This is a genomic window from Arcobacter roscoffensis, assembly GCF_024267655.1.
Lineage (GTDB): Bacteria > Campylobacterota > Campylobacteria > Campylobacterales > Arcobacteraceae > Arcobacter_B > Arcobacter_B roscoffensis.
This window is the reverse complement of record NZ_CP100595.1, coordinates 989,238-1,015,757: the sequence shown is the minus strand read 5'-3', so window position 1 is coordinate 1,015,757 and position 26,520 is coordinate 989,238. Positions and strand designations below refer to the sequence as shown.

At 27.0% G+C, this 26,520-nt stretch carries 22 protein-coding genes and 1 tRNA gene; 12 read left to right on the top strand and 11 right to left on the bottom strand.

The window, feature by feature from the left end; all coding sequences use genetic code 11:
• Position 1 precedes the first annotated feature (1 nt).
• The 4 genes from urtC to NJU99_RS04975 all read right to left on the bottom strand — a co-directional run bounded on the left by urtC (position 2) and on the right by NJU99_RS04975 (position 6,425).
• Positions 2-1,111 (bottom strand): urea ABC transporter permease subunit UrtC, encoded by a 1,110-nt coding sequence (gene urtC, locus NJU99_RS04990; protein WP_254577626.1) that lies wholly within the window; start codon positions 1,109-1,111, stop codon positions 2-4.
• A 4-nt stretch (positions 1,112-1,115) separates the two neighbouring features.
• On the bottom strand, positions 1,116-2,714 hold the full coding sequence (gene urtB / locus NJU99_RS04985; RefSeq protein WP_254577625.1) for an urea ABC transporter permease subunit UrtB: 1,599 nt from the start codon (positions 2,712-2,714) through the stop codon (positions 1,116-1,118).
• Between the two features lie 47 nt (positions 2,715-2,761).
• Entirely contained in the window at positions 2,762-4,039 is a 1,278-nt protein-coding gene (urtA, locus tag NJU99_RS04980) for an urea ABC transporter substrate-binding protein (RefSeq protein WP_254577624.1), read from the bottom strand.
• A gap of 97 nt (positions 4,040-4,136) precedes the next feature.
• Positions 4,137-6,425, bottom strand: a complete 2,289-nt coding sequence (locus tag NJU99_RS04975; protein ID WP_254577623.1) for an ATP-binding protein — start codon at positions 6,423-6,425, stop codon at positions 4,137-4,139.
• Between the two features lie 75 nt (positions 6,426-6,500).
• Between NJU99_RS04975 and NJU99_RS04970 the strand changes: the two genes are divergently transcribed.
• Positions 6,501-7,556: a hybrid sensor histidine kinase/response regulator gene (locus NJU99_RS04970; RefSeq protein ID WP_254577622.1), complete on the top strand. Its 1,056-nt coding sequence runs from the start codon at positions 6,501-6,503 to the stop codon at positions 7,554-7,556.
• On the top strand, positions 7,553-8,215 hold the full coding sequence (locus NJU99_RS04965) for a response regulator transcription factor (RefSeq protein WP_254577621.1): 663 nt from the start codon (positions 7,553-7,555) through the stop codon (positions 8,213-8,215). The genes NJU99_RS04970 and NJU99_RS04965 overlap by 4 nt, the downstream gene beginning before the upstream one ends.
• A gap of 19 nt (positions 8,216-8,234) precedes the next feature.
• On the opposite strand, the gene NJU99_RS04960 is transcribed toward NJU99_RS04965, so the two are convergent.
• From NJU99_RS04960 to NJU99_RS04945, 4 genes are all read right to left on the bottom strand, one after another.
• On the bottom strand, positions 8,235-10,787 hold the full coding sequence (locus NJU99_RS04960; RefSeq protein ID WP_254577620.1) for a methyl-accepting chemotaxis protein: 2,553 nt from the start codon (positions 10,785-10,787) through the stop codon (positions 8,235-8,237).
• Between the two features lie 189 nt (positions 10,788-10,976).
• On the bottom strand, positions 10,977-11,408 hold the full coding sequence (locus NJU99_RS04955; RefSeq protein WP_254577619.1) for a hypothetical protein: 432 nt from the start codon (positions 11,406-11,408) through the stop codon (positions 10,977-10,979).
• Between the two features lie 7 nt (positions 11,409-11,415).
• The gene (locus NJU99_RS04950) at positions 11,416-12,276 is read right to left on the bottom strand and encodes an ADP-ribosylglycohydrolase family protein (RefSeq protein WP_254577618.1); all 861 of its coding nucleotides are present in this window, start codon (positions 12,274-12,276) and stop codon (positions 11,416-11,418) included.
• Between the two features lie 11 nt (positions 12,277-12,287).
• The gene (locus NJU99_RS04945; protein WP_254577617.1) at positions 12,288-12,554 is read right to left on the bottom strand and encodes a DnaJ domain-containing protein; all 267 of its coding nucleotides are present in this window, start codon (positions 12,552-12,554) and stop codon (positions 12,288-12,290) included.
• Between the two features lie 95 nt (positions 12,555-12,649).
• Between NJU99_RS04945 and NJU99_RS04940 the strand changes: the two genes are divergently transcribed.
• Both NJU99_RS04940 and NJU99_RS04935 read left to right on the top strand, forming a co-directional pair.
• Positions 12,650-13,273 carry a DsbA family protein gene (locus tag NJU99_RS04940; protein WP_254577616.1) on the top strand — a complete coding sequence of 208 codons (624 nt, stop codon included), beginning with the start codon at positions 12,650-12,652 and terminating at the stop codon, positions 13,271-13,273.
• Between the two features lie 90 nt (positions 13,274-13,363).
• The gene (locus NJU99_RS04935; protein ID WP_254577615.1) at positions 13,364-15,298 is read left to right on the top strand and encodes a sensor histidine kinase; all 1,935 of its coding nucleotides are present in this window, start codon (positions 13,364-13,366) and stop codon (positions 15,296-15,298) included.
• An 11-nt stretch (positions 15,299-15,309) separates the two neighbouring features.
• Here NJU99_RS04935 and NJU99_RS04930 read toward each other — a convergent pair whose 3' ends face one another.
• The 3 genes from NJU99_RS04930 to NJU99_RS04920 form a co-directional block, all read right to left on the bottom strand.
• A complete protein-coding gene (locus NJU99_RS04930; protein ID WP_254577614.1) occupies positions 15,310-17,223 on the bottom strand; it encodes an ankyrin repeat domain-containing protein in 1,914 nt (637 codons plus the stop codon).
• Between the two features lie 95 nt (positions 17,224-17,318).
• Positions 17,319-19,250: an ankyrin repeat domain-containing protein gene (locus tag NJU99_RS04925; RefSeq protein ID WP_254577613.1), complete on the bottom strand. Its 1,932-nt coding sequence runs from the start codon at positions 19,248-19,250 to the stop codon at positions 17,319-17,321.
• A gap of 104 nt (positions 19,251-19,354) precedes the next feature.
• Positions 19,355-21,046 (bottom strand): L-lactate permease, encoded by a 1,692-nt coding sequence (locus NJU99_RS04920; protein WP_254577612.1) that lies wholly within the window; start codon positions 21,044-21,046, stop codon positions 19,355-19,357.
• 223 nt (positions 21,047-21,269) lie between these two features.
• Between NJU99_RS04920 and NJU99_RS04915 the strand changes: the two genes are divergently transcribed.
• The 8 genes from NJU99_RS04915 (at position 21,270) to NJU99_RS04880 (ending at position 26,487) form a co-directional block, all read left to right on the top strand.
• A complete protein-coding gene (locus tag NJU99_RS04915; protein ID WP_254577611.1) occupies positions 21,270-21,743 on the top strand; it encodes a J domain-containing protein in 474 nt (157 codons plus the stop codon).
• A 5-nt stretch (positions 21,744-21,748) separates the two neighbouring features.
• Positions 21,749-22,249, top strand: coding sequence for a SprT-like domain-containing protein (locus tag NJU99_RS04910; RefSeq protein ID WP_254577610.1), 501 nt, complete (start codon positions 21,749-21,751; stop codon positions 22,247-22,249).
• A 59-nt stretch (positions 22,250-22,308) separates the two neighbouring features.
• Positions 22,309-22,779 carry a hypothetical protein gene (locus tag NJU99_RS04905; RefSeq protein WP_254577609.1) on the top strand — a complete coding sequence of 157 codons (471 nt, stop codon included), beginning with the start codon at positions 22,309-22,311 and terminating at the stop codon, positions 22,777-22,779.
• A gap of 64 nt (positions 22,780-22,843) precedes the next feature.
• Positions 22,844-22,921, top strand: a tRNA-Pro gene (locus tag NJU99_RS04900).
• A 101-nt stretch (positions 22,922-23,022) separates the two neighbouring features.
• Positions 23,023-23,388 carry a response regulator gene (locus NJU99_RS04895; protein WP_254577608.1) on the top strand — a complete coding sequence of 122 codons (366 nt, stop codon included), beginning with the start codon at positions 23,023-23,025 and terminating at the stop codon, positions 23,386-23,388.
• On the top strand, positions 23,388-24,008 hold the full coding sequence (locus NJU99_RS04890; RefSeq protein ID WP_254577607.1) for a chemotaxis protein CheX: 621 nt from the start codon (positions 23,388-23,390) through the stop codon (positions 24,006-24,008). Before NJU99_RS04895 ends, NJU99_RS04890 begins: the two co-directional genes overlap by 1 nt.
• A 6-nt stretch (positions 24,009-24,014) precedes the next feature.
• Positions 24,015-24,947, top strand: coding sequence for a GGDEF domain-containing protein (locus NJU99_RS04885; RefSeq protein WP_254577606.1), 933 nt, complete (start codon positions 24,015-24,017; stop codon positions 24,945-24,947).
• A gap of 241 nt (positions 24,948-25,188) precedes the next feature.
• Positions 25,189-26,487, top strand: coding sequence for a diguanylate cyclase (locus NJU99_RS04880; RefSeq protein ID WP_254577605.1), 1,299 nt, complete (start codon positions 25,189-25,191; stop codon positions 26,485-26,487).
• Positions 26,488-26,520: the final 33 nt, after the last annotated feature.

The following is a 26,520-nucleotide window of genomic DNA, read 5'->3' as shown; positions in this document are numbered from 1 at the left end:
TTTAAGCCTTTTTTAGTTTTGAGCTAAGTTGTGCAAATACTCCCACAACTCCCTTTGGTAAATATAAAGTCGATATTACAAATAAAGCACCTAAAGCATATAACCAAATCTCAGGTAAAGCTGATGTAAAATATGTACTTGCAAAACTTACAACTATTGCTCCAATAATTGCACCATATAAAGTACCTCTTCCTCCAATAGCAACCCAGATCACAAGCTCAATAGAAAATAAAGGAGAGAATACACCAGGGTTTATAATCCCAACTTGCGGTACATATAAAGCTCCTGCAATTGCAGCTAAAACAGCTGATACTACAAAGATAAATAGTTTATATTGCTCAACTTTATATCCTAAAAATCTTACTCTACTTTCAGCATCTCTAATTGAGATAACAACTCTTCCAAGTCTTGAATTTATAATAAATCTACAAACTAAATATCCTAAAACTAAAGCTAAAAAAGTGATGATTAAAAGTGCAACCCTTGTTGTATCAGCTTGTAAATCAAAACCTAAAATATCTTTAAAATCTGTAAGTCCATTGTTTCCACCAAAACCCATATCATTTCTAAAAAATGCCAACATTAAAGCATAAGTTAAAGCTTGAGTTATTATCGATAGATAAACTCCTGTAACCCTACTTTTAAAAGCTAAGTATCCAAAAACAAAAGCTAAGATACCTGGAATTAACATCACCATTAAAAAAGCAAATAGTGGATTATCAAAGCCTTGCCAAAACCATGGTAACTCTTTTAGGTTCATAAAAACCATAAAATCAGGTAAATCAGGGTTTCCATAAACACCTCTATCACCTATTTGTCTCATAAGATACATAGCCCAAGCATAACCACCAAGGGCAAAAAATGCCCCATGACCAAGACTTAAAACTCCTAAATATCCCCAAACTAAATCCAAAGCCAAGGCTAAAAGTGCAAAGGCTAAATACTTTCCTAAAATAGTTACTGTAAAAGTTGAGATGTAAAATATCGAATCACTTGGAACAAATAAATTACAAAAAGCAACTACAAAAACTACTACAGCTAAAGAAGAAAGAACTATCTTCCCTCCTTTGTCATTTTCTAATATTTTTAATATTAATGCTTTTCTTTCCATCTAATTAATCCTCAACATCTCTGCCCTTTTGAGGAAATAATCCTCTAGGCTTTTTTTGTATAAATAAAATAATAAACACAAGAATAATAACCTTAGCAAGAACTGCTCCTGAAATTGGTTCTATAAATTTATTTATCTCTCCAAGTGTAAGAGCTGCTATTAGCGTACCCCATAAGTTACCAACTCCACCAAATACAACTACCATAAAACTATCAACTATATAAGCTTGTCCTAGATTTGGTCCTACATTTGTAAGTTGAGATAAAGCAACACCTGCAACACCTGCTATACCTGAACCAATACCAAATGTTAAGGCATCAATATAGTTCGATTTTATTCCCATAGCTCTTGCTATTGGTCTGTTTTGAGAAACAGCTCTAACTTTTAATCCAAGTGAAGTTTTTTTCATCACAAATAAAATTGCTAAAAATACAGCAAAGGCAAATATAATAATATAAAGTCTGTTGTATGTTAAAAACAGCGTACTATTTACTTCCCAAGCTCCACTCATCCAAGATGGTGTTTTTACTTCTTGATTTAAAGGAGAGTAAATTGTTCTAACTAATTGTTGTAAAATCAAACTAACCCCAAATGTTGCTAAAAGTGTTTCAAGTGGTCTTCCATAAAGATGTCTAATAACCAATCTTTCAATTAAAATCCCTACAATACCACTTACAACAAAAGCAACTGGAATAGCAATAAGAACTGAGTACTCAATAAGTCCTGGCATAATTTGCTGAATAGTATAAGTTGTATATGCCCCAATCATAATAAGCTCACCATGAGCCATATTAATAACCTTCATAACACCAAAAGTAATAGCTAAACCAATTGCAGCTAAAAGTAAAACAGACCCCATACTTAAACCAAAAAATGCAGTTTCAATAAAAGAGTAAAAAGATTTACTTGATTCAATACTTTTTATTGATTTTTGAGCAGTTTGAACTAAAACTTTATCTTCACTACTATTTTTAATCTCATTTAATGTTTGAAGTGATTTAGAAGATAAAAACTCTCCTAGTTTTTTTGTTGCTTCCATTTGTTTATCTAATGAAGAAGCATACTTTGCATCAAGATTTGTTTTTATCTCTTCTAAAACCTCTTTTACATCACTACTTTTTTCTTTATTTAAAGCTTCTAAAACTAAAGCTTGACTTTTTATATCTAAGTTTTTAAGTAAATTTTTTGCTGACTTAAGTCTTTTGTCTTCATTTTTTGAAAAAAGATTTAGTTTAGCAAGTGATTCTTTGATAACACTTCTTAATTTATTGTTTATTTTAATTTTTTTGAAATCATATTTTGATTTCTTTTCTAAAGTTTTTTTTGAGAAAACCTCAACAGTTATATACTCTCTTTGAATCTTTTCTTTTAAGAAAACTAATGTTTTATCTTTTTTTATGTAGTAAAGTTTTCCCTCTAACATTCTTTGTAAAAGAAACTCTAAATTGTCATTTTCTGAGTATTTTGAAGCTAAACTTTTAATAGCTTTCTCTTTGCCTTTAAAACTATTTGTAAGTAAAGAGTTTGCATCTTCTTTTAAAGTATTTGCATATGTAAAACTTACTAGCAATAAATTAAGTAATATTATTTTTAAAATATTCATATTAACCTTTCTTTATAAAAGCATGGAAGAGAACTTCCATACTTTTATTAATTTGCACCTATACATTTATTAGTTTTTGTGTTGTAGTTTCCACAATTAACTGGTTTAGTCCAGTCAGAAATCAAGTCTTTACTTCCTGGTAAAAAGTCAGACCATGCATCACCTGCAACTTCACCGTCAGTTTCCCATACAGTTTCAAACTGACCATTTTCTTGAATTTCACCAATTAAAACAGGTTTTGTTAAGTGGTGATTTTTAAGCATTTTTGCAGTTCCACCTGTAAGATTTGGTACTTCAATTCCAATCATTGCATCACTTACTTTATCAACATTAGTAGTTCCTGCTTTTTCTACAGCTTTTACCCACATATTAAATCCAATATAAGTTGCTTCCATTGGGTCATTTGTAACTCTTTTATCATCTTTGATAAATGTTTTCCATTTAGATATAAACTCATCATTAGCTTGTGATTCAGCACTTTGGAAGTAGTTCCATGCAGCTAAGTGACCAACTAAAGGTTTAGTATCAATTCCTGATAACTCTTCTTCCCCAACAGAAAAAGCAACTACTGGAATATTTTCAGAAGTAATACCTTGGTTTCCTAATTCTTTATAAAATGGTACATTTGCATCACCATTGATTGTAGAAACAACTGCTGTTTTCTTCCCTGCACTACCAAACTTCTTAACATCACTTACAATACTTTGCCAGTCAGAGTGACCAAATGGTGTATAGTTAACCATAATATCTGAAGCAGCAACCCCTTTTGCTTTCAAATATGCTTCTAAAATTTTGTTTGTTGTTCTTGGATATACATAGTCAGTTCCTGCTAAAACCCATCTTTTAACACCAACTTCATTCATTAAGTAATCAACTGCTGGAATTGCCTGCTGATTTGGCGCAGCACCTGTATAAAATACATTTTTAGAAGATTCTTCCCCTTCATATTGAACAGGATAAAATAATAAACCATTTAACTCTTCAACCACAGGTAAAACAGATTTTCTAGATACTGATGTCCAACATCCAAAAGTAACATCTACCTTATCTTTAGTTAAAAGACCTCTCATTTTTTCAGCAAATAAAGGCCAGTTTGAAGCAGGGTCAACAACTACAGGCTCTAATTTTTTACCTAGTAGTCCACCTTTTTTATTTTGCTCTTCTATTAGCATTAAAACTGTATCTTTAAGTGTTGTCTCACTAATAGCCATCGTTCCTGATAAAGAGTGTAAAACACCAACTTTAATTGTATCAGCAGCTTGTGCCATTAAACTCATACTAACCAACGCCGAAGCAGCTAAGGCTTTTGCAAATCTTTTCTTCATGAATTCTCCTTTTTAATTCAAGTCATCTTGACTTCTAAAAAGAAGTATAAAAAAGAAGTGTTGTTTTAGTGTTGTTTTTTAGATTAAAAATAAAGACTTAGTGTATATATTTTATACATAAGTCATTTATTTTACTGTAGTTAAAATCATTCAATAAAGCTTTTATATAAGCCTTTTGATTTTCTGAGAGTTTATAGATTTCAAGAAGTTCAAGTATCTTATCTTCATTCATATCTAAGCTATATTTTTTTAATAGTTCAAAAAAAGTTTTAGATATTTTAATAAAACTATCTTCTATGTTTTCAGTACTAAGAGCTTTAGTTTCATTACATAGATTTAAATATTTCGATATTTTAGAAATAAGTTCATTTTCATCTATTGGTTTACATACAAAGTCATTTGCTCCACAATCTAAGGCTTTTGTTTTATCTTCCTCATATACGTTTGCAGAGATTGCAATAATGGGTATTTTTATATTTAAATCTTCTCTTAGTATTTTCATGGTTTCTAAACCATTTAAATCCTTCATCAAAATATCCATACAAACTAAATCTATTTCATATTTTGAGATTAAAGCTAAAGCTTGCTTTCCACTACTTGCTTCAAAAGTTTTAAAATCATACTCTTGCAGTATCTTACAAATCAAATCCCTATTTACTTTTATATCATCAACTACTAAGATAGTTTTGTTTTTACCTTTTATTTCTTGTTTTGAAAAAAGTTCTATGCTATTTAACTTTGAGTTTTTTTCTATACTTTTTTCATACTCTATACTAAAGAAAAATTGACTTCCAATATTAACTTGGCTTTTTACATAAATATCTCCACCCATTAAGTTTACTAGCTCTTTTGTGATAGATAATCCAAGTCCAGTACCTTTTTGTTTGAACTCTTCATCATTTACTTGCTCAAATGGTTTGAATATTTTTCTTATATCTTCTTTTTTTATACCCTTACCACTATCTTTTACTTCAAAAAAAAGCTTTTTATTCTTCTCATAGATATTTACTAAAATAGAGCCTTTCTTTTCTGTAAATTTTAATGAATTTCCAAGTAAGTTTATAAGTATTTGTTTTAGTCTTTGTTCATCTGCTTTTATATATTTAGGTAGGCTTGATAGGTGCTTTATCTTAAAATCAATATCTTTTGTTTTACATCTAAAACTAAAAATTGAATCTATCTCTTTTATTAGCTCATAAAAATCAAAACTTACTGCTCGTATTTCAATTTTCCCTGCTTCAATTTTTGAAAGTTCTAATATTTCATTTATTATATTTAAAAGATGTTTTCCACTTTTATGAATAATATTTAGGTTTTCAATTTCATCTTTTTTTATATTTTTTGATTTTTGAAGCAAGCTTGAAAAACCTAATATAGCATTTAGAGGAGTTCTTAATTCATGACTCATTCTTGCTAAAAATATTGATTTTGCTTTGTTTGCACTTTTTGCTTCACTAATAGCAACTCTTAATTTTGCCTCACTACTTATAAGTTTTGTTGTATTATCTTTAAAGATTTCAACAGCTCCTATCATATCACCTATTTCATCTTCATATTTATTTTTCTCAAGCTCTACACTCATATCATTTTGTGATAGTCTTAACATGATTTTTCTAAGTAAATCAAGGGGATAAACTATTCTAAATAAAATTATAAAAAAGGAAGTTAAAAATATAAGAATAGATAAAACTACAATCACATTTACATTTAACTCTTGTTGTTTTACTACATTTGCAGCTTCAATAACTTTTTGTTTTGTTCTATTTTCAAAGGCTCTGTAGAAGGTATCTAGAGGTTTCATAATTCTTATTTTTGCTTCATGATACTCTTTAGAGTGCATAATCTGTCTTGCTAGTGTGAAGTTAGGTTCTTCTTTTATAGTATAGTTTCCATTTTTATCTTCAAAAATACCTTTTACAGCATTCATTGCTTTATGTTCTAGCCTTGTTAGTTCATCAGATTCATTTTGTGAAGTAAAAAGTAAGTTCAACTCTTCATCTGGGAAGTTTGCTTCTTTCATCAATTCTCTCAAAGGAACTTTTTTCCCATCAAGTTTAGCCTTACTTCCATCTATTGTGAGAAAATCCCAAAAAATACCATTGTATCTTTTAGGTCTTGGTTTTAAACCATTTCTTATATCAAGAACTGTTTTATACTGCTGTTCAAACATTGGATTTCCCGTTATTACATAGGTTCTAGCCATTCGTGTTAAATCATCACTACTTTGCCTTAACTCATGAGCTAGAATAAGTGATTTGTATTGCATTTCATAAGCATCTTCTAAATCAATGGTTGCTTTTTGATATTTATTAATCACAATTGCCATACTTATAAAAGCAACTGTATTAAAAATAAACAGCAACATAAAAAGTTTCTTTAATTTCACCTAAAATCCTCAATCTATCTTTATATCTATTTGCTTATAATTGTAACAATAGCCAAAGCAAAAAGAGTAATCACCATGAATAGAAAATATACAGTACTTATAATAGATGATAAAATTGAGAATTTAAAGTACTTAAAAGAGATTTTAAAAGATGAAACGTATGAATTAAAAGCAACACCTGATGCACTATTTGCAATTGAATCAGCAAAACAAAAGCCACCAAATTTAATACTACTTGATATAAAAATGCCAAATATTGATGGTTTTGAAGTTTGTAAGATAGTAAAACAAGATGAGAAACTTAAAGATATACCCATAATTTTTATAAGTGCTTTAGATGATGTTTCTATAAAAGTTAAAGCTTTTGAGCAAGGTGGGGTTGATTATATTACAAAACCTTTTGAGCAAGAAGAAGTAAAAGCAAGAATAAGAACACAACTTGAAATATATGAAAATAAACAAACTATTTCAAAACTATTAAATCAACAAGACTTTTTTCTAAAAAAAATTATTCATGAAATAAACACACCTCTGAGTGTAATCTCTTTAAATGTAGATAATTTAGAAGAGCAAATAGGACAAAAAGAACAACTTGAAGTTATAAAAGCCTCAAGCAAATCACTCTCTTCAATTTATAATGACTTGTACTTTTTAACAAAAAAGAAAGCAAGAGAAAAGTCTTGCGAAAAAATAGATTTAGTCTCTTTTTTATCTTCAAGAATACAATTTTTTGATGAGATAGCAAAAACAAAAAATCTTCATATTCATTTAGAGATAGATAAAGAGTTTGAACTTTTTATGGATAGATATGAACTTGAAAGAGTAATTGATAATACAATATCAAATGCAATAAAATACTCATATGAAAATAAAGATATAGAAATTATTTTAGATTATAAAAATCAAGGAATAATAGAGATAAAAAATAAAGGTATTATTATAGAAGATAAGGATTCTATTTTTAAAGCATATTATCAACAAAAAGATAAAAATATTGGTTTAGGCTTGGGGCTTAGTATTGTAAAAGAGATTTGTAAAAACAATCAAATACAAATAGATATAAATTCAAGTAAAGAAGAAACAAGTTTCTCTTATATTTTTCCAAAAAATATGATAAAGGAAGTTTTATGAAAATACTACTTTTAGAAGATGACCATAATCTAAATAAAATCATAAAAGTCTCACTTGAAAAAAAAGGTTTTTTCATAGATAGCTTTATAGATGGATATAAAGCAGTTGATAAAATACTAAATGATAGTTATGATTTATATATTTTAGATGTAAATGTCTTAGGCTTTGATGGTCATAAAACCTTAGAGTTTATTAGACAAAAAGATATAAATACACCTGTTATTATGATTAGTGCAAAAATTGATATTGAAAATATCAAGAAATCATACAATCTTGGTTGTAATGATTATATAAAAAAACCCTTTGATTTTGAAGAGTTATATCTTAGAATTGAGTATCACTTATCCCACTTAAACTTAGAAAAAACCAGCGAATTACAAAAAGATTTAGGTAATAATTTCTCTTTTGATTTAATAGAACAAAGGCTTTATAAACATAAACATGAGATTGATTTAACAGTAAAAGAAAAACTTCTTCTTACTCTTTTTTCTAAAAATATAAATAATACAGTTACAAATGAGATGATACATGAATATGTATGGAGTTCTAAAGAGATGCAAACTGTAAGTATGAGAAGTGTTATTCATAAATTGAAACAAAAACTAAAAAGTGGAATGATAATAAATTTAAGAGGTGTAGGATATAAGCTAATTAAATAAGTTGAGAGAAAAGCTTCTTTTAGAAGCTTTCCCACTCATCATCACTACTTGTATCTGTGAATGATTGTTTTGTGTTTGTTTTTGATTCTGATTGAGTATAACTTTGCGTCTGTTTTGGTTTAGATGAATTCTTTGAATTTGTTTTATTTCTAAGTTCTGCCAAAATTTCTTCTGAACTTTTTTCACTTAACTTTACAGCCTCACTTTTTATTGTTTCTTTTCCAATAAACTCTTTTTCATCTGCTTGTTGAACGATAAGTTTCGCTATCTCATCAGTTTGAGAAGCAATACTATGAGTTGTATTTGAAATAACAACATTTTGTTGTGTTTGTTGATCAAGTTGTGTTACTGCATCATTAATTTGCTCAATTCCTGCTCTTTGTTCTTTTGAAGCTTCTGTAATTGTAGCAATTAATTCTGTAGTTTTTAAGATACTTTGATTTAAAGTCTCATAACCTTTAATCATCTTATCCGCACCATCTTTACCAGCATTTGCTTTTTCTGTTGCTTTTTCAACAATATTTTTAATCTCTTTTGCAGCTTCTGCTGATCTTGCTGCAAGGTTTCTTACTTCTTGTGCAACTACTGCAAAGCCTTTTCCAGCTTCACCTGCTGTAGCTGCTTCAACTGCTGCGTTTAGTGAAAGGATATTTGTTTGGAATGCAATTTGATCAATAACTGTAATTGCTTCTGCAATATCTTGTGTTTGATCATTAATTTCATCCATAGATTTAACAGTTCCCGTTGCTAATTGTTGTCCTATATTAATAGATTTAGATAACTCTTCTGAATTAGCTGCCATAATACTAATACTATCTGTATTATTAATAATTGTACTTGTAATCTCTTCTAAAGCTGCTGCTGTTTCTTCTAAGGCTGCTGCTGTTGTTGTAGAGTTTTTATTTAATTTATCTACATTTTGAAGTAGAACATCTGAACTTGAATCAAGAGTTAAACCATTTTGTTTGTTTTCTGCTAACATATCATTAATAATTTTTGATAAATCATTGATTGCAATTTCTACTTTTCCATTAGCATTTTTAATATTATTTCTAAAGTCTAATTGACCATATTTTGCTAATACATCTAAAATTATATTTGTATCTCTACCAATATTTGTTTCTAGATTATCTAACATCTCATTGATTTGAGTTTGTAAAATTTGTAGGGCTTCTGTTTGAGTAGTTTTTTCAACTCTACTATCTAAATATCCATCTTTGATATTTGCAACAACTCTTGTCACATCTTCAATAAGTGCGGCATCTTGCTCAACTAATGATTTTGTTTTAACAACATTTTGATTAATAATCTTAGCCATTCTACCAATCTCATCATTAGCGCTATCGTCTAAATGATCAACATCATTTTTTTCTTTGTTGATATATTTGAAGAAATTTAATAAACCATCTTGGAACTCTTGTAATGGTTTAAAGATTGCTTTATTTGATAATACTGCCATTACAAATGCTAAAATAATCATAATTATGAAAATGATAATACAGTTTCTAATAATTACATCTAAAATCTGCTCTTGAGTTTTTGCTTCCATTTCAGCAATTTTTGACTCAATATTATCTACATATGCCCCTGTTCCAATAATCCAATCCCATGGCTCAAATTTTTTAACATAAGAGAATTTTAGTCTAGGATCACCAACTTTTCCTGGTCTATCCCACTTGTAACTAACTAATCCACCCTCTTTTGAAGAATTTGCAACCTTTGACATTTCAACAAAGTGTCTTTTTCCTGTGGCATCGGCATTGTTTGTTAAATCTTTTCCATTCAGTTTTGGTTTTATAGGATGCATTACCATTTTAGGATGAGAGTCATTGATCCAGTAGTATCCATCTTTACCATATCTCATATCAGCAACTGCCTGTAAAGCTTCTTTTTGTAGTCTTGATGTAACATCATCAACATATTCACCAGTACCAACTACCCAACCAAATGGCTTAAATAATTTTACAAAAGATACTTTATCTTGTGGAGCTTCAAATCCAGGTTTAGGCCATACATAATCTACAAAACCTTCACCCTTTTGTTTTGCAACTTTTGCAAACTCAAAGAAAATTCTTTTTCCACCTTTATCTTTAAACTGAGATAAATCTTTTCCATCAAGTTGCGGTTTAATTGGATGCATTACTATATTTGCATCTAAGTCATTCATCCAAAAATAACCCGTTTTACCATATCTTGTAGATTTTACTGCTGTTCTTACTAATTCTTTTAACTCATCATCTGAAACTTTTCCCTTATATTGATTATAAGTTCCTTCCATTACAGATAACATAAATCCAGTTTGTTCTTTTAGGTAACTTTGAACCTCAGCTTTTACTTTATCTTTTGCCGTTCTTGCATGATAAGTTTCAACTGTTTTTATAGCTAATGAAATATAGTTTTCTAGCTCTTTTTCTTTTGATTTGTATGCATCTGCCTTAAACTTTTCAATCACAGTTTCAGATGTTTCTTGTAATGAAATAATTGATTGAACAATCATTGCAACTGAAACTACTACAATTGAACTAATTACAATCATTAAAAGCTTAGCTTTAATGGATATAGATTTTAACATAATCGCCCCTTTTTTCTTTTGATAAAAAATATTAAATAATAGTTTCTATCCTCTAATAACTCTTATTAAACCCCTTGAAGAATCATTATTCTATTTTAATAATATTCTGTTTTAAATTAAAATAACTTTAATATTTGAGCATATTTGAATAACATTTATTAATTATTCTATATAAAACAATAAGTTACATTAATCAAGTTTTTTCTCTTCTTTTATTCTTTTAGTAAATAAATATTTTTGAGATGTCTTAATTGAAAAATATCTAACAACAAGTAAAAATACAATAACCCCTGACAAAATTAGAAGATTATAATTAACTGCACTACTGAATATTGCATCAATTGAATTTAACTCTTCTTTATTAACTTTTACAACATTTACAATAAATTCTCTTAAAGCAAGAATTATAAAAGCATCAACTAAAAGAGTAAGAGCAACCCTTTGCTCCCTTATATAATTAATTACAGCTCTAACAATTTCTAAAAATATAATAAAATAAAGCATATAAATAATAAAATCCATTAACATGCCTAAAGATAAAGCAATAATAAATAAAACTGAAGCTATTGCTAATTCTATATACAATTTATCCGAGAAAAAATTTAATACTGTTTTTTTCATAAATCTCCTAATCTATTACCACTTTAATTGCTAACCAATCATTTGGTATTTGTTTTATTGAATTATTTGCCATGAATATGATAGATGCTATCATAGCTCTAGCACTAGAATCTCCACCAGCTTTTGCATTTTCAATTAACATTTCTTTTAAACTGTCATATTTTAAAAGTAAATGTATAGTTCCAGCAAAACCTTGATCTACATCACAAGCAGGACCAAACTCTCTAATTACTTGGAAAGTATCTTTATCTTTAGAATCTATTGCATTTTCAATATGCTTTTTAATAGATATATCAAACTCATCTTTTAAACTCATAATTGCTTCTTTAATATCTTTTTTATCTAAAACTTTTAATAAGACTTTTGCAAAAAATCTTGAAGCATTTAAAGCTTTTGATGAATTATGTGTTAATTTTACAAACTTTTCTACATTTTCTAAAAACTCTTCTTTTGTTTTCGAAACTTTTAATAAAGGTGCAATTCTTCCAACAATTGATAAATCGCTAGAGTTTGAACCACTAGGTACTACTGAATCTTTTATATTTTGTAAAGTATTTCTAGATGCACCATCAATATAACCATTATAAGCAGCCATTTTATTAGTCCAAAACTCTAGAAAATCATTTTCATTAAATTCTTCTTTATCTTTTAAAAATTCATAAAGCCAATAAGTTTGATCGCCATAATGAGTAAACTCACCTGCAACTTTTTCTTTATGCCAAATAGAAAGGGGTTTATTTAGCTTCTCAAAGTTAATTGAATCATCCAATAACTGTTTTTCATCATAAACCCAGTGTGTTCCTAAACAATATGCATCTGTTACCAGTGAAGTTAGCACTAACTCTTTTATTTTTTTTTGTTCAAACATTAATTATCCTTTTATCTATTCCAATTTTTATAATTTGTAAAAGCTGGGAACTGCTCTTTAAACTCTTCTTTATCAAATAAAAAACAATACGAATCCATGTATGCACAAAGTAAGTCATATGAATCTTTTATTTCTTGAAACTTTTCATGACTACCTTCTGGCATATCAGGATGGTATCTTTTTGAGAGTTTTAAATATTTTTTCTTCAAATCTTTTTTAGAGGTTCTTGTAAGAACTCCCATTATATCAACTGCTTTTTCAAACTCTTCATAATCCATATTTTTCCCTAATTATATAATCAATTATATTCTACAATATTTTTTTTAAATGAATATAGTATACTACAAGTATAATATAAATTTTAGGAGAATATATGAAATCAATACTTTATCATGTACATGACCCAATGTGTTCATGGTGTTATGCTTTTAAACCTACTCTTGATAACTTAAGAAAAGAACTTCCATCAAATGTAGAACTTGTACATGTTGTGGGAGGATTAGCTAAAAATAGTAATATTCCTATGCCAAAAGAACAGCAAGAAACAATTGAAAATATATGGAAACAAATAAATAAAGAAGTTGGAACAAAATTTAATCACGACTTCTGGAAAAAATGTGAACCAAGACGTTCAACTTACCTTTCATGCCAAGCTACAATGCTAGCTAGATATGAAAATAAAGAAGATGAAATGATAGAAGCTATTCAAAAAGCTTATTATCAAGAAGCAAAAAACCCAAGTGATGCTTCTACTTTAATCGATCTTGCAAAAAAAATAGGATTAGATGAAAAGAAATTTGAAGAAGATTTGAAAGGTCAAAAAATCGAAGAAGATTTACAAGATGAATTAAATTTAAGAAGATCACTAAAAGTTAGAGTTTTCCCTTCTCTTGTATTAAAATATAAGAAAGAAGTTTATCCAATAAATATAAAATATGATGATCATACAAGTATGTTAAAGCAGATTATTGATTTAACACAAAATATCTATTTTTAAAAAAGGATTAAACTCCTTTTTTAAAGCCTTTTTTTTATTATATTTAATAACTTATGTTATATAATAGAAGAATACCTAAAAAGGCAAGTGATGATAAAATCAAATAATGACAAGTTTATAATATTTTTTATAAAGTATGCACCTATTATATTTGTTATTATTTTCTCACTTATTGCAACTAAAATAATACTAAATGAAAAAGAAGTATCTTATAAAAAAGAGATTACAGAATTAGAAAAAGAGTACTACTTACAAAATAAAAAAAGAGTTTATGAAGAAGTACAAAGAGTCTATAATCATATTGAAAATGAAAAAAATAATACAGAAAAAGAACTAAAAGTTTTTATAAAAGAAAAAGTTTATCTAGCTCATAATATTGCTACAAAAATCTATGAAAAAAATAAAGATACAAAATCAAAAGAAGAAATTTTCTCTTTAATAAAAACAACATTAGAAAGTATAATTTTTAATGAAGGAAGGGGATATTTTTTCATAAATGACAAGTATGGGAATAATGTTCTTCAACCATTAAATAAATCCATTGAAGGCAAAAACTACATAAACTTTAGAGATAAAGAAGGTAATTACCCAGTTAGAAAAATGATTGAAACGATTAAAAAGAAAAGTGAAAGTTTTGATTCCTATTTTTGGTATAAGAACAATGATACAGCTGAAGTCTTTGAAAAAATTGCATTTTATAAATATTTTGAGCCATATGATATTATTATAGGTACAGGGGAATATATAGTTGACTTTGAAGCAAAACTTAAAACTAAAATTTTAGAGTATATTCAAAAAATAAGATATGCAAATAATGCTTATATTTTTGTAATAGATTATGATGGGAAATATTTAGCTCATTATAAAACAAAACTAATTGGTAAAAATAGAATAAACTATAAAAACAGTGCAGGTAGATATTTAGTTCAAGATATTATAAATTTTGCAAGAAATAATGATGGGGAGTATATGACTTATGAGGCAACTATCAATACAGATAAAAGTGCCCTTAGCAATAAAAAAATCTCTTATATCAGAAAATTTGAAGCATACAAATGGGTTATAGGAACTGGTTTTTATACTGAAAACTTAAATAAAAAGATTGAAGAGAAAAAGCTTTTACTTGAAAAGAAAAAACTTGATAATATTGAAACTATTACAAAAATAAGCATTTTAACAACTATGCTTTTACTTATTATTTCATTTTTTATCTCAAAAGTTTTAGAAAGTAGACTTAAACTTTATAAAAAAGAAATTGAAAATAAAATCATAGAAAATAAAGAAAAAGATGACTTAATGTCCCAACAAGCGAAGATGGCAACAATGGGAGAAATGATAGCAAATATTGCACATCAATGGAAACAACCTCTAAGTCAAATAACAACAATATCTTCTGGAATAAAAATGCAAAATGAATTAAACTATTTAAAACTTGAAGATATTAATTCACAGATGGATAAAATCACAAAATCGACAAAGTATCTATCTGAGACAATAGATGATTTTAAAAACTTCTTTTCACCCCACAAAGAATTCAATGACTTTGAAGTTACAAATACAATAAATAGAACACTTAAACTTTTAGAAAGTTCAATTAAAACTTGTAATATCAAAGTAATTAGAGAAGATAAAGATATATCTATAAAAAGTAATGAAAATGAACTACTGCAAGTTTTAGTAAATATCATTAAAAATGCAAGTGAAGCACTTGAAAACAGAGAAGAACTTGAAGAAAATAAATTTATTTTTATCAAAACATTAAAAAATGACAATTTTTTAAAATTAGAAATATATGATAATGCAAAAGGAATAAATGAAGATATTATAAAAAATGTATTTAGTCCTTATTTTACTACAAAAGGAAATGAAGGTACAGGTATAGGACTTTATATGTCAAAAAACATAGTAACAAAAAGTTTAAAAGGGAAACTTTCTGTTGAAAACATATCATATAATTATAAAGGTTCTAGTTTTAATGGAGCAAAATTTACAATTGAAGTGCCCTTATTGGGGCCTAAAAAATAAAACCATTAAAACTATTTCTTAATATGAAACTCTTCTTTCATATTAGATACTAATTTAGTCATTAAGCTTCTTTCATTTACCGTCATTGAAGTATTTAAAATATCATCTAAATCTCCTAGTTTAGAAAAAAAACTCTCTTTAAATTGCTGATTGATTTTATTGTGATTATTTAAAAATGCACCTAATTTTATAAGAGAGAACACAACCTCTTTTTTACCCATAATAACAGCATAATTTATTGGTAAGATACCAAATCTATCAGGTTTGTTTATTAGGTCTCTATTTTTTAAAGCAATTTTCTTTAATATATCTATTTTATCACTCCAAACTGTATTATGAATATAGTTTCTTCCCTTATTATCTACAGCTCTATAATCCCCTACTCTTTTTGTAAGAATATTTATAACTTGTAAGTCATGATCTAATATAGCTTTATGAATTACATTTCCTCCATAAGAGTCTTTACAGTCAATATTTACATTATTTAAGATAAGGAAATTCAAAGTTTTATGAAAAGCTTGCTTTTGATTTTTTTGTTCTTTTCCTGATTGAAGGACCCTATAAAATGCATTTAGATTATCTTTTTTACTTAAGATATCTAGATTTGCACCATATTTTTTAAATGTCTCAAGTAAAGGAACATTAAAATATTTTGCAATTTCAAAAATAATTGGCTCTTCTTCAAAAAGTATTTCATTTATATCTACTTTTATAAACTCTAAAAGTAAATTTAGAATTTGATTATAATTAACCTCTGGATAAACTCTTATATTTGATACTTTTCTTACTCTATTTGGTGAGTTTTCACTCAAAATAACATCTACTACTTTTTCTATAACACTATGATTATTTTTATCTTTTAAACTTGAGTCAATATTTGAAAAAAGAAGTCTTTTTATTAGATCAATGTTAGGTTTACCATTAAAAATAGCAATATCTAAAACCGTATTACCAATAGCATTAGTTTGATTTACATTTATAGATGTTGACTTTAAAATAAAATCTAAATTAAACTCACTTCTTGCTCTTATTATGTTAAATAATAAATTCTCTTCTTCTAAATTCAAAAGATTTACATTTGCACCATTTTCAACAAAAGTCATTATCCTATCTTGATATTTATTTATAAAACTTTTATTTTCATAAACTTGAATATCATAAGTTAATAGTTTATCAATCAAGTATATCAATAAGGTATTTTTCTTTGTTCCATATCTTCTATTTAATGAAGCATTATTTCTTATTGCAAAAGAGAAAAGATTGTTATTTAAATCCAAATCTAAACAATTTAGATATAAAAAGTCTTGTCCTTTGTTGTTAATAGAGTTTAAATCTAAACCTAAATCAAGCAATCCATCAAAAATATTTAAATCAGCAGTTATTTCTTTTAAATGACAAATTGTATTACCATTATTATCTTGTTGATTAATATCTAATTCATTACTTAAAGCTAAAACTTTTTTTATGGCTAGTCTATTTTTTGACTCTATTGCATAAAATAAAACTGTTCTACCTACTTTATTTTTTTTATTTATATCTTGCGTTTTTGAAGCAATTATATCTATTAATTGAATTGCTCCATATTTAAAAGCTAAATGTAAGGGGATTTCCCCATCAAGATTTTCTTGATTTACATCTATTCCTTTTTTTAATAATAGTTTAGAAGTCTCTAAACTTGAGCTTTTTAAAGCTGTAAAAAGTGCATTTTCATTAAATTCATTTAAAGAATTAAATTTAACTCCAATACTTAGCAAATAATTAACTGCATTAAAAGCATCATATTTTGCACAATGATGCAATAAAGAGCTATCATTTTTATTAAAATCAGATTTTGCTAATTTCTTTTCTACCGCTTTTTCATTAAAAGGTTTTTTTATTATTAACTCTTCGATAGTTTCACTACTACCAAATAATTTATCTAGCATTACTCTACCTTTTTTCTTTCATTAGCGAAAGAATAGCAATTTTTTTATTATGTTTGAATTAAATCCCTTTATTTTAGGGTTTTTAAAAATTATTTTTATTCTATATCAAGTTCTTTTTGCATACTTCTTACTAGTTCTGTCATTAGAGATCTCTCATTTTCAGTCATTGTTGAACTCAAAATATCCTCAAGTTTTCCAAGTTTTGAAAAGAATTGTTCTTTAAATTGTTCGTTTACATTATAAGGATTATTTAAATAAGCACCCATTTTTATTAAAGCAAATACAACTTCTTTTTTTCCCATTATAACGCCATAATTTATAGGTAATAAACCAAACTTATCAGGTATATTCATCAAGTCTTTATTTTTAAAGGCTATTTTTTTCAAAATATCTGCTTTATTTTTCCAAATTGTATTATGAATATAAGTTCTTCCTTTTTTATCCCTTGCTTTATAATTTTTAACTCTTAGAGTTAGAATATTTACAACTTGTAAATCGTGATCTAAAATTGCTTTATGTATTACATTTCCACCATGTGAATCTTTATGGTCAATATCAACATCACATAGAACTAAATACTTTAACATTTTTAAAAAAAGTGCTCTTTCATCTTTTGCATCTTTACCTGCTTCTAAAACCTTATAAAAAATAGTAAGTTTATCTTTTTGACCTACTATATTTAAATTTGCACCATGTTTTTTAAATACTTCTAATAATGGAACATGAAAAGATTTTCCTATCTCAAATACTATAGGTTCAGCCTCAAACATAATTTGATTTATATCAATTTTTGTATAATCTAAAATAAAAGTTAAAATTTGAGTATAGTTTACATTTTTTGCACTTTTTGTTTTCCCTATTTTTCTTACTCTATTTGGAATATCTTCACTTAATATAACATCTACAAGTTTTTCAACTATTGTTAATCCATCTTTATCTTTTACAGTACAATTTATGTTTGTATATACTAGCTTTTTAACTAATTCAACATTTACTTTTCCATTAAAGATTGCTAAGTCAAGTAAGTTTTGACCATGATTATTAATTTGATTAATATTTACTTTTGTTCTGTTTAATAAAAACTCTAAAACTAAATCATCTTTTGCTCTTACAACATCAAATAAAAAGTTTTCATTTTCACTATTCAAGCTATTTTCATCTACCCCATGTTCGATAAAGGTAATAAGTCTATCTTGATACTTAGTAACTAAACCTTTATTTTCTAGAACTTGTATATCAATTGAAAGTATTTTTTTTACTATTTTCATTAAAATAGACTCTTCATTTAATCCATACTTTCTATTTTTTAAATTACTTTTTTGTAAAAAAGATATAAAAAGTTCATCTGGAACATCTAAATCTAAACAGTTTAAATATAAAAAATCTTCATTGTTTTTATTTATGCTATCTACATTTAATCCCTTACTTACGAAAAATTTAAATAAGTCAAGATTTGCTGTAATCTCTTTTATATGAACAATTGTATTGTCTTGATTGTCTTTGAAGTTAAGTTTTATAGATGTTAGTTGAAATACTTTTTTTATAATTTCAAAGTTTTTTGATTGTATTGCATAGAAAAGAATATTTCTTCCGTCTTTATCTTCTATTTCAAGATTGTCAACTCTATCTGTGATAATATCAAATATGTCTTCCATGCCACTTTTAGTTACAAGATGCAAGGGTGTAATGCTGTTTATATTTGCTTGATTAATATCAATATTATTTGATAATAAGACTTTACAACACTCATTAACTTTTTCTCTTATAGCTAAGAATAATAGGTTTTCTTTATTTACATCTAGTTTGTCTATTTTAAAGCCTACTTTTTCTATAAGAAAACTTAAAGCTTCATAAGAGTTGTTCTGTATACATAGCTTAAGTAAGTATTGGTTATTTAAGTCTAAATCATAAGCATCTATTGCTTTTTGAAGCTTTTTTTCATTAAAAGGATCTTTTATTACAAGCTCTTCTAATGACTCTTTTTTTCCAAATAAAAGTTCTTTTTTCTCTAAAAGTTTATTTAACATAAAATTAGTTACCTATGTATATAAATTATGATTTAGATTATCAAAAAAGAGGTTATAAAGAGGTTAAAATAGTAGTTTAAGAAAAGAGATTAAATCTCTTTTCTTTATTTCATAAGTGGATCAACCACATCTAATACATACATACCAACAAGTCCGATAATACCTGCTAATAAACAATAATAGATTGTAGGAATAATTGTTCTTCTTAATGTTTGCCCTTCTTGATCTAAAAGACCAACAGTTGCACTTGCTGCAACAACATTATGAATTGCAATCATATTACCAGCAGCAGCTCCAACTGCTTGAAGTGCTACCATAAAGGCTGTTGATACACCTAGTGCATCTGCAACACCAAATTGATACTGTGCTAACATCATATTTGAAACTGTATTTGAACCTGCAATAAATGCACCTAAAGCACCAACCATTGGAGCAAATAATGGATATATATCTCCAACTGATGAAGCTACAAAATTAGCCATTGCAACTGGCATTGAATCAAATCCAGAATCATTTACACCTGAATTAATTAGAATTCTAACTAATGGAATTGTAAAAATAAGTACAAAACCAGCACCTAACATAACCTTTGAAGACTCACCTATAGCTTCTTTCATCTCTTTAAATTCCATTTTATGTAGGAAATAAGTAACAAGGGCTACAAATACTAAAATACCCCCTGGTAAGTAAAGTGGAGTGATAGAATAACCTAAGTTTTCACCTAAAATATCTTTAAATGGAATAATCCAAGATTTAACAAACGCTTTAGCCTCATCACTAACTCTTGTAATTACTAAAATCACTGCAACTAAGATATATGGAATCCATGCTTTTGTTAAAGACATTGGAACTTTTGCACTCATTGCGTCTAATTTCATCTCTATTTTTGAAACCCATGATGTAGGCCATTTCTCTCTTGGAGCAAAATCCCAAGCTTTTTTAGGAACTAAGAAACCTTTTTTAGCTGCAAACATAACTATTGGAAGTCCAACTAAAGCACCTATTAATGATGGAAACTCAGCACCTAAGAAAACACCTGTTAAAGCATAAGGAATTGTAAACGCAAGTCCTGCAAAAATAGCAAAAGGTAAAATACTTAAGCCCTCACTCCATGACTTATTTTCACCAAAAAACCTAGTTAACATTACAGTCATAAATAAAGGAATTAAAGTACCAACAATTGCATGAGTAATTGCAACTTGTGAAGTAATAATTTGTAAATAAACATCCCAAGACGAACCAATACTTTCTAAGTCAAGCCCTATTCCTTGAGCATCTAAACCTTTATTTACTCCTATTAAAATAGGCGTTCCAACAGCACCAAAAGATACAGGTGTACTTTGAATCATCATACCAACCATAACAGCAGCCATTGCCGGGAAACCAATAGCAACTAAAAGTGGTGCAGCAATCGCAGCAGGTGTACCAAATCCAGAAGCACCCTCAATAAATGATCCAAATAACCATGCAATTATAATAACTTGTACTCTTCTATCAGGACTAATATTGTTGAAACCTTGTCTAATTACAGCAATCGCACCTGAATGTTTTAGTGTATTTAAAAGTAAAATTGCACCAAAAATAATCCATAAAACAGCAACTGTTATAAGTAGACCTTGAATAGTTGAAGCCATAACTCTATTAAAAGAAACTTCCCACACAACAAATGCAACACCAACTGTTGCTATATAAACTAAAGGCATTGCTTTCTTAGCAGAAACCCTTAAACCAACTAGTAAAATACCAGCTAAAAATATAGGTAATGCAGCAAAAAATGCTTGTAAACCAATACTCATGTATTCCTCCTTGTTTTAACACAAAAAGAATATTCCTAGCATGTGATATTTTTATGATAATTTTTCTATAGCATTTAAATAGCAATATTTTTAAAGTTTTAATGATTACTTTTGTAACACATTTAATAAATATAATTAATTTTTATATAAGAAATAGCTTTAATTTACTTATTTTAAAAAGAATACTATAATACACGTTTTATTTTAAAGGATTTAGATTTTTATGAACAATACAGCCATTTATATATTTAACAGAATAGTAAGACTTGCAATAATATTTTTTATTTTATACTTAATATTTACAAACTTTGGAACATTTTTAATGATAATAGGGATTATATTTATCTTAGGTTTTATAGCAATATATAATTTAAAAAAGAAAATTAAAACAAATGGTTTTCACTTTAAATTTAACGGTCAAGAGTTTTCACAAGGAAACAATGCAAATTTCAACTTCAATGATTTTCAAAATTTTAATTCAAATGATTTTCAAAACTTTGCAAATCAGCCAAGATACAATGAAATACAACAAGCAAAAGACTTTTTTGGTTTTACAGGTGAACCTACAAAAGAAGAGATAAAAAAAAGATACAAAGAATTAGCAAGAAAATATCACCCTGATATAAACGGTGGAGATGATACAAAAATGAAAGAGCTAAATCACTTTAGAGATATTTTAATAAAAACAGTAAAATAAAACTTATGTTTTTTAAAAAGCTACAAAAAACTTTCTTCTTTATAACTATAGGTGCTTTGGCACTTTTAGTTCTACTTTGGTATGAAGACTATTCTTTTGATAAAAAACCACTTGATGATAAATACAAAACCCAACTAACACTAAAACTTAAAGAGTTAAGATACTTAGCAAAAATAAATTTTAATATTGTAAGAGAATTTCCTATAATTATTTCTGAGGAAATGACTGCAAATAGATTTGGCATGGCTGTTTATGAAAGAGATGGAAGTATTGAAATATATTTAAATAAAAAAAGATTTAAAGAAAGCTCAAATTATATGATAAATGATGTACTTCCCCACGAATATGCCCATGCTATAATGTTTCATATTAGTGACTTTTCAAATAAAAACTCAGGTCATACAAAAAAATGGCAAAGAATTTGTAAAAAACTAAATGGTCTTAGATGTGAAAGATTCGTAAATCATAATGATATTTTGATGGAAAAAACAAAACTTTTCAATTAAAAGCTTTCACGAAAAATTCACTTTTTAGATATAATATCACTTAAATTAAAAGGGAAAACATGAAAATTTTAATAACAACTATACTACTTGCGAGTTTTGCGTTTGCAAACTATACAATCAAATTTAAAGGTATTACTTTAGGTGAAATAGAAAACTTTAAGTCTTTAGAACACAACTATCTTGAAGCAAAAGTTACAAACTCTATTGCTAGATTTTTATTAGGAAAGGATAAGTTTGTTTTTTACAATGAAGATTTTAAAAATAAAAAAAATGATGAAAATACAAAATATAAAAAAGACAAATATGCCATTATCTATATTCTAAAAAAAGCTATGGCAAATGATGTAAAAACAGAAAAACTAGAAGTAAAAAAAGATAAGTTTATTACTGTAAGTTTTGATGAAAACTTTAAATTTGTTTATGACTCTAAAGGAAGAATTAAAAGTGAAGGTTATTTAGAAATGAAAGACAATAGCTTACTTAAACTAGTAGAAAATATAAATGATATTGAAATTTCAAAAATTCAATAGTTTTTTGGAATATATACTTGACATTTATTAAAAAACATAGTATTATTCCCGCCTTGTTAATCGTCGGGGCGTAGCGCAGTCTGGTTAGCGCACCTGGTTTGGGACCAGGGGGCCGGAGGTTCGAATCCTCTCGCCCCGACCATTTATCTACAAAATCAAAAAAACATCACAAACTAACACTTTTTTCAAATTAAAACAAAAATTATTATGCTATAATGTCCAAAATTTAATTGAGGATACTTTATGACATATTTAGTAGTTGACGATTCTAAACTAGCAAGAAAAATGACAATTAAGAATTTAAAAGAGATAATAAGCGAAGACTCAAATATTGTAGAAGCTACAAATGGCCAAGAGGCAATTGAGCTTTACAAAGAGCATAATCCTTCTATTTGTTTTATGGACTTAACAATGCCTGTTGTAGATGGTTTTGAAGCAACTAAAGAAATAAGTCAATTCGATAAAGACTCTAAAATCATTATAGTAAGTGCAGATATTCAAGAACAAGCTATGCAAAAAGCTAAAAATAATGGCGCATTAGGTTTTATAAAAAAACCAATAAACCTAGAAAATTTAAAAAAGATGCTTGAAAAACTTGGACTAATCTAATGGGCAAAAATCTTATTGATTTAAATGAAGATGAAAGAGACTGCTTACAAGAACTCATGAATATAGCTTATGGTGAAGCAACTGCTGCCATATCTAAAATCATAGATAAATTTGCAACTTTGAATATTCCAGTAATTAATACAGTTACTTCTGAGGGTTTACTTAAACACTTAAATGAAAAAATTGTTGAAAATGGGAACTATTTTATTGCGAATCAACTTATTCATGGGAATATTTCAGGAGAAAATCTTTTTATAATTGATGAAAAATCTAGCTATAATCTTACTAAAGAGTTTGGTTTAGAAGATGATGAAATTGATGATGATGAAATAAAAGATGTTGTTTTAGAAATTACAAATATCATTTCATCTGTAACATCAGGAAAACTAGCCTCATTAATTGATGCAAGTATTTCATTTTCATCTCCAAATATAAAAAGAGTTACTAATATAAAAGAGTTTAATGATGGTTTTGATAAAAGCTATGAAAATATCATTATAATTTCTACTGAGCTTAACTTTGAAGATGAACATATAAAAGGTGAATTAATTATACTTTCAAAAAATGAATCATCTGAATATTTAAGAGAATCAATTTCTCAGTTTTTAGAGGATTTATAAATATAAATGATAGATATAAACAATAATGTAATATTTAATAGTGTTGACAATGGAATTATAATACTTGACAAAGAGCTAAATATTTTAGCTTGGAATAGATGGCTTGAAATACTTACTTATAAAAAAGAAGCGGATGTAATAAATAAAAACATCTGTGAACTTTATGAAAATATAAATGAAAAAAAACTAAAAAGAAAAGTAAAGTCAGTTTTAGTTACAAATAATCCTTCATTTTACAATGTTGACCAAAACAGATACTTGATAAAAATTCCTGTGGAATCTATTACTAATAGCATATATAAATATATGCAACAAAATATTACTATTGTTCCTTATGACAAAGATAAAGAACTTGTTTGTTTATTTATTTACAATACTACAAATCTTAGAGAAACAAATCATAAACTAGAACTTTTAAATGAAGAACTAGTAGAAATGACACATAGAGACCCTTTGACAAAACTTTCAAATAGAAGATACTTCTCAATGCAATCAAAAAAAATACAATCATATAGCAAAAGAAATGATACATGCCTTTCTCTTATTGTTTTAGATATTGATAAGTTTAAAAATATAAATGATACTTATGGTCACCTTGTTGGTGATGAAGTAATTATTCATATTGCAAGAGCACTTGAAAAAAACTTAAGAGATAGTGATATTATTTCAAGATTTGGAGGAGAAGAGTTTGTTGTACTTCTTCAAGATTGTAGTATAGAAAATGCCTATCTAGTTGCTGAAAAAATTAGAGAGTATATAGAAAAAGCAGAAGTTATAATAGATGAAAATACTACGATAAAATATACTGTTAGTTTAGGTGTTGCTAAATTTGATGAGCAAAAAGACAATGATAATTTAGAACAGACTTTTGCTAGAGCTGATGAAGCTTTATATGAAGCAAAAACTAGTGGTAGAAATAAAGTTGTAAAAGCTAAATAGTCTTTTCATAATTTCCAAAAAATTTTACAATACAACAAGCCGTAATACCAACTAAAAAAATACATGCAAATGTAATATATATAATTTCCATACCTTCTCCTTTGTTGTGAATTATATAGTACTATTATAACAACTTAGTTACAAGTATCTATCTAAAAACTGTATATTTTATATCCTATATATTTCTATATAATAAAATTATTTTATGTTACAATACATATATAAGTCTTATAGGTAGAGTATGAAAAACAAAAACTTCATTATTTATTTTATAGTTACATTAGTTTTTATATTTACAATAATTATTGTGAACTATATTTATCAAACAAAATTAAACTATATTAAAGTATCTCAAAAAATACTTTTTCAAGAAGCTTCAAGTCTATTTAACAATGTTGTAACTACAAGACTTTGGGCATCAAAACATGGTGGTATTTATGTAAAAGCACACGAAGGAATAAAGCCAAATCCTTATTTAGAAGACAATCACACTTACACAAAAAACAATGAACTTCTTATAAAAGTAAATCCGGCTTGGATGACAAGACAATTATCAGAATTATCAAATGAAGTAAATAAAAACTACTATTTCAAAATCACAAGTTTAAATCCTAAAAATCCAAATAATAAGGCAGATTTATTTGAGAAAAAAGCCCTTGAGTTTTTAGATAAAAATAGAAATGAAGATTTTTATACAAAACTAAATGACAAAGCTTATGACTTACTAGGAGTTTTAAGAGTTGATGAATCATGTTTAAGCTGTCACAAAACACAAAACTACAAAGTTGGCGATACTATGGGTGGACTAAGAGTTAGTATTCCTACAAATGTTTATAGTCAAAACGTTGAACTTATTACTTCAAAAACAAATATTTTATATGTAATTACTTTTTTTACAAGTATCGTATTTATTTTTATCATAAGCTATACAATAAATAGTATTTATACAAGAGAAAGAAATATTTTAAGACTAAACAAGACCTTGGAGAGAAAAGTAAAAAATCGAACAAAAGAGCTTGTTGAGGCAAATAAAAAACTTCTTAAAATCTCAACATCAGACTTTTTAACAAATATACCAAATAGAAGATATTTCTTTGATATGGGTTCAAAGTCATTCAATCTAGCAAAAAGAGAAAATCAAAAACTATGTGTTGTTTGTATTGATATTGATTTTTTTAAAAAAGTAAATGATACCTATGGTCATCAAATAGGAGATGAAGTTTTAAAATATGTATCAGGTTCACTTGAAAACAGTATTAGAAAGTCTGATATTTTAGCTCGTACTGGCGGTGAAGAGTTTATGATTATTTTAAATAGTACAGACTCGCAAGGAGCTTTAAATCTGTCTGAAAAAATTAGAGAGTTTTTTAATAAAAACAACTTCATAACTGAAAACCTAAATATTCCTGTAACTATTAGTATAGGTATCTCACAAATAAAAAGTAATGATGAAAGTTTAGACACTATTATAGCAAGAGCTGATAAGGCTTTATATGCTTCAAAAGAGAATGGAAGAAACCAAGTTAGTGTGAATTTATAAAAAAACCATACAAAATAACAGTAAATTGCGTTA

Excerpts from the sequence above, each read along its gene's own strand:
- urtC (WP_254577626.1), bottom strand. The coding sequence starts at position 1,111 with ATGGAAAGAAAAGCATTAATATTAAAAATATTAGAAAATGACAAAGGA.
- urtB (WP_254577625.1), bottom strand. The coding sequence starts at position 2,714 with ATGAATATTTTAAAAATAATATTACTTAATTTATTGCTAGTAAGTTTT.
- urtA (WP_254577624.1), bottom strand. The coding sequence starts at position 4,039 with ATGAAGAAAAGATTTGCAAAAGCCTTAGCTGCTTCGGCGTTGGTTAGT.
- NJU99_RS04970 (WP_254577622.1), top strand. The coding sequence starts at position 6,501 with ATGAATAGAAAATATACAGTACTTATAATAGATGATAAAATTGAGAAT.
- NJU99_RS04965 (WP_254577621.1), top strand. The coding sequence starts at position 7,553 with ATGAAAATACTACTTTTAGAAGATGACCATAATCTAAATAAAATCATA.
- NJU99_RS04960 (WP_254577620.1), bottom strand. The coding sequence starts at position 10,787 with ATGTTAAAATCTATATCCATTAAAGCTAAGCTTTTAATGATTGTAATT.
- NJU99_RS04955 (WP_254577619.1), bottom strand. The coding sequence starts at position 11,408 with ATGAAAAAAACAGTATTAAATTTTTTCTCGGATAAATTGTATATAGAA.
- NJU99_RS04950 (WP_254577618.1), bottom strand. The coding sequence starts at position 12,276 with ATGTTTGAACAAAAAAAAATAAAAGAGTTAGTGCTAACTTCACTGGTA.
- NJU99_RS04945 (WP_254577617.1), bottom strand. The coding sequence starts at position 12,554 with ATGGATTATGAAGAGTTTGAAAAAGCAGTTGATATAATGGGAGTTCTT.
- NJU99_RS04940 (WP_254577616.1), top strand. The coding sequence starts at position 12,650 with ATGAAATCAATACTTTATCATGTACATGACCCAATGTGTTCATGGTGT.
- NJU99_RS04935 (WP_254577615.1), top strand. The coding sequence starts at position 13,364 with ATGATAAAATCAAATAATGACAAGTTTATAATATTTTTTATAAAGTAT.
- NJU99_RS04930 (WP_254577614.1), bottom strand. The coding sequence starts at position 17,223 with ATGCTAGATAAATTATTTGGTAGTAGTGAAACTATCGAAGAGTTAATA.
- NJU99_RS04925 (WP_254577613.1), bottom strand. The coding sequence starts at position 19,250 with ATGTTAAATAAACTTTTAGAGAAAAAAGAACTTTTATTTGGAAAAAAA.
- NJU99_RS04920 (WP_254577612.1), bottom strand. The coding sequence starts at position 21,046 with ATGAGTATTGGTTTACAAGCATTTTTTGCTGCATTACCTATATTTTTA.
- NJU99_RS04915 (WP_254577611.1), top strand. The coding sequence starts at position 21,270 with ATGAACAATACAGCCATTTATATATTTAACAGAATAGTAAGACTTGCA.
- NJU99_RS04910 (WP_254577610.1), top strand. The coding sequence starts at position 21,749 with ATGTTTTTTAAAAAGCTACAAAAAACTTTCTTCTTTATAACTATAGGT.
- NJU99_RS04905 (WP_254577609.1), top strand. The coding sequence starts at position 22,309 with ATGAAAATTTTAATAACAACTATACTACTTGCGAGTTTTGCGTTTGCA.
- NJU99_RS04895 (WP_254577608.1), top strand. The coding sequence starts at position 23,023 with ATGACATATTTAGTAGTTGACGATTCTAAACTAGCAAGAAAAATGACA.
- NJU99_RS04890 (WP_254577607.1), top strand. The coding sequence starts at position 23,388 with ATGGGCAAAAATCTTATTGATTTAAATGAAGATGAAAGAGACTGCTTA.
- NJU99_RS04885 (WP_254577606.1), top strand. The coding sequence starts at position 24,015 with ATGATAGATATAAACAATAATGTAATATTTAATAGTGTTGACAATGGA.
- NJU99_RS04880 (WP_254577605.1), top strand. The coding sequence starts at position 25,189 with ATGAAAAACAAAAACTTCATTATTTATTTTATAGTTACATTAGTTTTT.